5 protein-coding genes are annotated in these 6,481 nt (G+C 64.5%); 3 read left to right on the forward strand and 2 right to left on the reverse strand.

The features are described 5' to 3' along the window. Positions 1-10: 10 nt before the first annotated feature. The 3 genes from VGM61_RS17595 to VGM61_RS17605 all read left to right on the forward strand — a co-directional run bounded on the left by VGM61_RS17595 (position 11) and on the right by VGM61_RS17605 (position 4,169). Positions 11-2,248: a DUF5916 domain-containing protein gene (locus VGM61_RS17595; RefSeq protein WP_331524194.1), complete on the forward strand. Its 2,238-nt coding sequence runs from the start codon at positions 11-13 to the stop codon at positions 2,246-2,248. A gap of 72 nt (positions 2,249-2,320) precedes the next feature. Continuing rightward, positions 2,321-2,791: a DUF4126 family protein gene (locus VGM61_RS17600; RefSeq protein WP_331524195.1), complete on the forward strand. Its 471-nt coding sequence runs from the start codon at positions 2,321-2,323 to the stop codon at positions 2,789-2,791. Next, positions 2,784-4,169 (forward strand): FAD-containing oxidoreductase, encoded by a 1,386-nt coding sequence (locus VGM61_RS17605; protein ID WP_331524196.1) that lies wholly within the window; start codon positions 2,784-2,786, stop codon positions 4,167-4,169. The genes VGM61_RS17600 and VGM61_RS17605 overlap by 8 nt, the downstream gene beginning before the upstream one ends. Before the next feature lie 5 nt (positions 4,170-4,174). Here VGM61_RS17605 and VGM61_RS17610 read toward each other — a convergent pair whose 3' ends face one another. Together VGM61_RS17610 and VGM61_RS17615 are read right to left on the reverse strand one after the other, a co-directional pair. Next, complete coding sequence (locus VGM61_RS17610) at positions 4,175-4,942, reverse strand: LytTR family DNA-binding domain-containing protein (RefSeq protein ID WP_331524197.1); 768 nt, start codon at positions 4,940-4,942, stop codon at positions 4,175-4,177. After that, positions 4,942-6,282 (reverse strand): sensor histidine kinase, encoded by a 1,341-nt coding sequence (locus tag VGM61_RS17615; protein WP_331524198.1) that lies wholly within the window; start codon positions 6,280-6,282, stop codon positions 4,942-4,944. The genes VGM61_RS17610 and VGM61_RS17615 overlap by 1 nt, the downstream gene beginning before the upstream one ends. Positions 6,283-6,481 lie beyond the last annotated feature (199 nt).

A 6,481-nucleotide genomic window follows, 5' to 3' on the forward strand; every position in this document is an offset into this window, starting at 1 on the left:
TGGATGTCGCATGTTCTTCCGTATTTTTGTCCTTATCGCACTGCTGCTGGTGGCCGGAGCCGCCGCCGCCACGGATATCCAGATCGATGGCCGGATCGATCCCGCCGAGTGGGCAGGGGCCCGTCACATCACAGATTTCCGCGATACGCAGCCGCTCACCCGGAAACCGGGAAGCCTGCCCACCGAGGCCTGGGTGATGTCCACGCCCAAGGGCCTGGCGATCGCCATTCGCGCCACCCAGCCGGCAGGTGTGCCGCGCACCACGCAGCACACGCGACGGGATGAAGAGGCCTTGGTCGACCGCATCAATGTGATGATCGACTTCAATGGCGATGGCCGCACCGGCTATGACTTCGAGGTGACCTCCACCGGCGGCGTCGCCGATGAAATTGTCACTGGCGAGAATACCTTCAGCTACGACTGGGACGGCCGCTGGGACAGCGCCACCACGCAGGATGCCGATGGTTGGTCGGTGGAGGTGCTTATTCCCTGGTACATCGCGCCGATGCGTTCGGTATCCACCGATACACGCACGATCGGCCTGTACCTGGACCGCGTGGTGGCCTATAGCGGTGAGCGCATGTCGTGGCCCACCGCCAGCGTGGACCGGCCAAGGTTCCTGTCGGACTTCGCCAAGGTCCAGTTGCCGGCGTATTCGCAATCGCTGTTCGCCGTCACTCCGTACATGGTGGCCACCAATGACCGCGTCCACGGTGGCACTTCGTTCCAGCAGGGTGCGGACCTTGTGTGGAAGCCCAATGGCCAGACCCAGCTCACTGCCACCATCAACCCGGACTTCGGCCAGGTGGAAAGCGACGACCTGGTAGTGAATTTCACCCCGGAAGAGACCTTCTTCACCGACAAGCGGCCGTTCTTCACCGAGAACCAGGGCATCTTCGACTTCAGCATGTTGGAGGACTACACCCAACTGGTGTACACGCGCCGGGTGGGTGGTTTGAAGCCCGACGGCACCGGACCTGCGGACATTGCTGGCGCGGTGAAGCTCAACGGCAGCCTTGGCAGCACCAGCTATGGCGTGCTCGCCGCGCAGGAAAAGGGCGACGAAGGGCGTACGTTCGGTGCATTGCGATTGCTGCAGGACTACGGCAACCAGAGCCTTGGCTTGCTGGCTACCCACGTGGGCGACCCGTTCGATGATCGCGACGCCAATGTGCTTGGCATCGACCATCGCTGGAAGCCCACCGATCATTTCTCGATCACCAGCAATGTCGTTGGAAGCAAGATCGACGAGCCGGGGAAGGATTCTTCGGGGCTGGGCGCCACCACCGTCATCGACTATGAAATGAACCCGGTATGGACCCAGCAATGGCTGGGCATGTACTTCGGCAGCCACCTGGAACTCAACGACTTCGGTTACCTGCCACGAAATGCGTTCGAGTACCTGCATTATGAAGTGAGGCAACGGATCACCGGCCTGCCGGCGGACTCTGCGTATTCCTCGCATACCTGGCACTACCGCGTGATCGCCGTGGATAACACCCACGGCCTGAACATCGAACGCCAGCTGCGAATCATCCGCGACAGCTTCCGCCGTGACGGTGGCGAGGAAACCTGGCAGTTGAACATCGATGGTGCCGCCTACGACGACCTCATCACACGTGGCGGCAACCCGATGCGGCTTCCGCCCAATGTCACCCTGATGTACGAACGGACGCGCCCGCGCGTGGGCAACTGGAGTTTCGAGTCGAAGGGTGAAATTACCGGCAACCCGATTACCGGTGCGCACCGGCTGGGTTACATGTTCAAGTTCGTACCCACCTTCTACGTGAACGACGTGCTGAGCTTCTTTACCGGGGCGAGCTATGAATCGGACCCCTACTGGACGATATGGCAGGGCAAGGGCAACCTGGTGGGCGCCTTTGACGGCCGTACCATCGGCGTGGATTCGGGCATCAACCTCAACTTCGGCGGCAACCAGGAACTGCGGGTGAAGCTGCAGGCGCTGGGCGTGGGCGCACGATTGCGCCAGGCTTATGAGATTGCGCCCAATGGCAGCCGGATCCCTACCGATGAGCCTGTTGCCGACTTCGGCGTGCGCAACCTGGGGTTCCAGGTGCGCTACCGCTACGAGATCGCGCCGCTGTCGGACCTCTACATCGTGTACAACCGCGGCGGCTACGACGACGATCCGACCACGACCGACGCGGCGGGGAATTTCCGCCACAGCTTCGACCTGCGCCAGGTCGAGCAGGCGCTGGTGAAGGTGGCGTACCGGCTGGAATTCTGACCTTTCGGAGGATCCCTGCGCCTGGGGACGGCATGTAGACTGGCGCAACATTTAGCCGCGAGGATGCAAGCCATGATCGTGATCATCGCCGCCCTGCTGCTGGGGATCGTCGCGGGCCTCCGGGCCTTGGTTGCGCCCGCCGTGCTGGCCTGGGCCGCGCAATTCGGCTGGGTTCACCTCGATGGCACCGCGCTGGCCTTCATGGGCTGGCGCTGGACGCCGTGGGTATTCACCCTGCTTGCCATGGGCGAACTCTTCACCGACCAGTTGCCGACCACGCCCAACCGCAAGGTGCCGGTGCAGTTTGCCACGCGCGTGATCGTCGGCGGATATTGCGGCGCGGCCCTGGGGCTGGCCGCCGGCATGCTGTGGGAAGGCCTGGTTGCCGGCGTGGTCGGCGCAGTGATCGGAACGCTGGGCGGTGCTGCTGCGCGCGCCGGCATGGCGCGTGCCTTCGGCAGCGACCGTCCCGCCGCCATCATCGAAGACCTCGTCGCCATCGCCGGCGGCCTGGCTATCGTTGCCTGCCTCGGCCATGGTTGATCCTTCGACGCAACACTTCGACGCCATCGTCGTCGGTGCCGGCCAGGCTGGGCCTTCGCTGGCCGTGCGCCTGGCCCGGGCAGGCAAGCGCGTCGCCATCGTGGAACGGAAACTGGTGGGTGGCACCTGCGTCAACACCGGTTGCATGCCCACCAAGACTCTCATTGCCAGCGCGCGCGTGGCGCACCAGGTGGCGCGCGCCGCCGAGTACGGTGTACAGGTGGGTCCCCCAGGTCCCTTCCACCTGCCTGTGGCGATGGCCCGCGCGCACGCGGTGACCGACAAGGCGCGCACGGAGGAGGAAGCCTGGCTCGGCGATACTGAGGGCGTCGAATTGATTCGCGGCCACGCGCGGTTTGTTTCCGGGGACACGCTCGACATCGACGGCCGCCGCATCCGGGCGACGCAAATATTCCTCAACGTAGGAGGCCGCGCCGCCATCCCGGACTTCCCGGGTGTGGATGATGTCCCCTACCTGACCAACGTCTCGATCCTGCAGCTGGAAACGCTGCCCCGGCACCTGGCTATCGTCGGCGGCAGCTACATCGGCCTGGAATTCGCCCAGATGTTCCGTCGCTTCGGCAGCGAAGTGACGGTGATCGAACGAGAGCCGCACCTGCTTTCCCGCGAAGACCCCGACATCTGCGACGCCATCAGTCAGATGCTGCAGGCAGAAGGCATCGCCATACGTACCAGTGCCGACTGCATCGCGCTAAAGTCCCACCCCGAAGGCATTTCCGCTCGGCTGGATTGCACCGATGGTGCCCCGGAGATCGTGGCCAGCCATGTGCTGCTGGCTACCGGGCGGCGTCCCAACACCGACGACCTGGGGCTCGATGCGGCCGGTGTGCGCATGAATGACCGCGGCTACATCGAAGTGGACGATACGCTCGCCACCAACGTCCCGGGTATCTGGGCCCTGGGGGACTGCAACGGCCGCGGCGCGTTCACCCACACCGCGTACAACGATTTCGAGATCGTCGCTGCGAACCTGCTCGATGGCGACAACCGCAGCCTGTCGCAACGCGTTCCCGGCTACGCGCTTTATGTCGATCCGCCGCTGGGCCGCGCCGGCTTGAACGAAGCGCAGGCACGCCAGGCGGGCTACGAGGTGCTGGTGTCGGTGCGACCGATGTCGCTGGTAGGCCGTGCCAGGGAGATGGGCGAGACCACCGGCCTGATGAAGCTCATTGCCGATGCGAAGACGCGACGCATCCTGGGGGCGGCGATCCTGGGCATCGGTGGCGATGAGTCCATCCATGGCCTGCTGGACATGATGAGCTCCGGCCGCAGTGTGGACGACCTGCGCTGGGCGGTGCCGATCCATCCTACTGTTTCTGAACTCTGGCCCACGATAGTGCTGGGGCTCAAACCGTAGAATTCCTACATCTGCCGGAACAGCGACATGTAGCCCTGGCTCACGGGCAAGGTTTCCTCGCGCCCCTTCAGCCGCAGCGAGCCATTGCCTGCGTCGTGGCGGATCACCGAGACAACCTGGGCCAGGTTCACGATGGTCGATCGATGCACCTGGCGGAACAACCGCGGATCGAGCCTGTCGAGCAATTCCCGGATCGAGGTACGGATCACCGCATCGCCCTGCGCCGTTACCACCGTGGTGTATTTGTGGTTGGCGCGGAAGCAGACCACGTCACTGACCATGATCAGCTTGGTTTCGCGGCCGGCGCTGGCGGTAATCCACACCAGCGGCGAGGTCACCGTGGGCGGGCTTGCGGCATTCAACTGGTCAAGCACCGCGCCGCGCCGCTGAGCGTCGTCCATCGACGGCGTACGGCGTCCCTGCAGCCGGCGCACGGTGGCGTCCAGGCGTTCGCGCTCCACCGGCTTCAGGAGGTAGTCCACCGCACCGGCTTCGAAGGCATTCACGGCATACTGGTCGTACGCGGTAACGAATACTGGCAGGGTCCCCGGGCTTACTTCGGGAAGCGCCATCGCCACTTCCAGCCCGGTCATGCCTGGCATGCGGATATCGAGGAAGGCGTAGGCAGGCTTGTGCGTGGCGATCGCCTCGAGTGCATCGGGACCGGAATCGGCGGTGGCCAGGATCTCCAGCGCAGGCCAGGCCTGGCGCAGTTGCGCCACCAGTGCCTCGCGCAGCAGTTCTTCGTCGTCGGCAACGATGCAATCGATCATCACACGTCCTCCGTCGGGATCTCACGCGGGATCTCGATGCTCGCCACGATGCCACGGGGAATATTCGCCGTAACGCGCAGGCTGGCCGTATCGCCGTAGGTGAGGGCCAGGCGCTCGGTGATATTGCGCAACCCCACACCCGTGCCCGAACTGTCCTCGCGCAGTCCCTCGCCATCGTCGGCCACGCAGATGGTGACCTTCCCCGTGGCGTTGCCACCCCGGGCGTTGATCCATACCGTGCCGCCGGCCTCGCGCGGCTCCAGGCCATGGCGAATGGCATTTTCCACCAGGGTCTGAAGCATCATCGCCGGTAGCCGGATACCTTCCAGGTCCAGCGGCACGTCGATCTCGATATTGAGCCGCTCGCCCATGCGTACCTTCATGATCTCAAGGTACGAACGCGCGCGCTCCACCTCGCGCGCCAGCGGCGCGACGAAATTCCCTTCTTGCGGAAGCGAGCGGCGCAGGTAGGTGATCAGGTTGCCCAGCATCTCGTCGGCCTTGGCCGGCGCCGAGCGGGTCAGGAGCTGTGCGCTGGCCAGTGTGTTGTAAAGAAAATGCGGTTCCACCTGGGCGTTGAGCAGGTTCAGCCGCGCCAGTGCCAGTTCGCGCGTGGCGCGCACTTCACGCATCTCCTCGCGTTCCTGGCGCCGGCTTTCGCGCACCCGACGGTTCAGCGCACGGGCGATGGCGTCGGCGTTCTCGATGTTTGCGCCGTCATCGACGAACAGCAGGTCCATCCACGGATCGGTCGCCGGCTCGCACAGGAGGCGGATCGACGAAGCCTCATCATCGCCCACCACCTGCGCACTGACGTGATCCTGGGCCAGGCGATGCCGTGGATTCGGGATGTGGTGCTCACCCTGGTCGCGAATGCGGCGCGGCACGGTGGCGAAGAGCTGGAGGCTGTCGCGTGCGGACTCCGTCACCCGGGCACGGGGCAGTTCGCGCACGGCGGCTTCAAGCATGCCGAAGGCCATTTCGGCGCCCACCGGCAAGTCGATCGTCCGCTGTTGGCGAATCGCCAGCGGCAGCGGGCCACTACCCGGATGTAACAGGCGGATGCGACGCACATGCACGATCACCCGCGCCATCTGCAGCAGCCAGGCGCCCAGCATGGCCAGTATGAACACCGACACCAGGAAACCCGGCAGGAAGTCGAAACTCGACAGGATCGAGACGGCGATGGCGAAGACCACGCCCCAGGCGATGAAATGACGGAAGACGAAGGAAAAGGCGGACATGGCGTTCTTGAACCCCGTGGCGATGGCGTAGCCAGCTTCCCCGCCCCCGTCGTCGCCACGCAAGGACATTGCGACGAACGAAGGGCTGGACGGCACCAGCGCACTCCCGCAGGGCCAAATCTTCCCCTGGTACTTGTACGTGAATGTCAGTCTTCAAGCCTAGCAGGGCGCGCGGCCACTAACGTGCCGGCATGAACCGACGGTTTCGAAGCAGCCCCGCCGAGACCAGCGAGACAATAACCCCCACGGGGAATATCTCGGCAAACGTCATCGGCCAGCGATAGAAGGGGTTGGC

Origin of the sequence: Pinirhizobacter sp. (assembly GCF_036499745.1) — a bacterium.
GTDB lineage: Bacteria > Pseudomonadota > Gammaproteobacteria > Xanthomonadales > Rhodanobacteraceae > Pinirhizobacter.

Excerpts from the sequence above, each read along its gene's own strand:
- VGM61_RS17595 (WP_331524194.1), top strand. The coding sequence starts at position 11 with ATGTTCTTCCGTATTTTTGTCCTTATCGCACTGCTGCTGGTGGCCGGA.
- VGM61_RS17600 (WP_331524195.1), top strand. The coding sequence starts at position 2,321 with ATGATCGTGATCATCGCCGCCCTGCTGCTGGGGATCGTCGCGGGCCTC.
- VGM61_RS17605 (WP_331524196.1), top strand. The coding sequence starts at position 2,784 with ATGGTTGATCCTTCGACGCAACACTTCGACGCCATCGTCGTCGGTGCC.
- VGM61_RS17610 (WP_331524197.1), bottom strand. The coding sequence starts at position 4,942 with ATGATCGATTGCATCGTTGCCGACGACGAAGAACTGCTGCGCGAGGCA.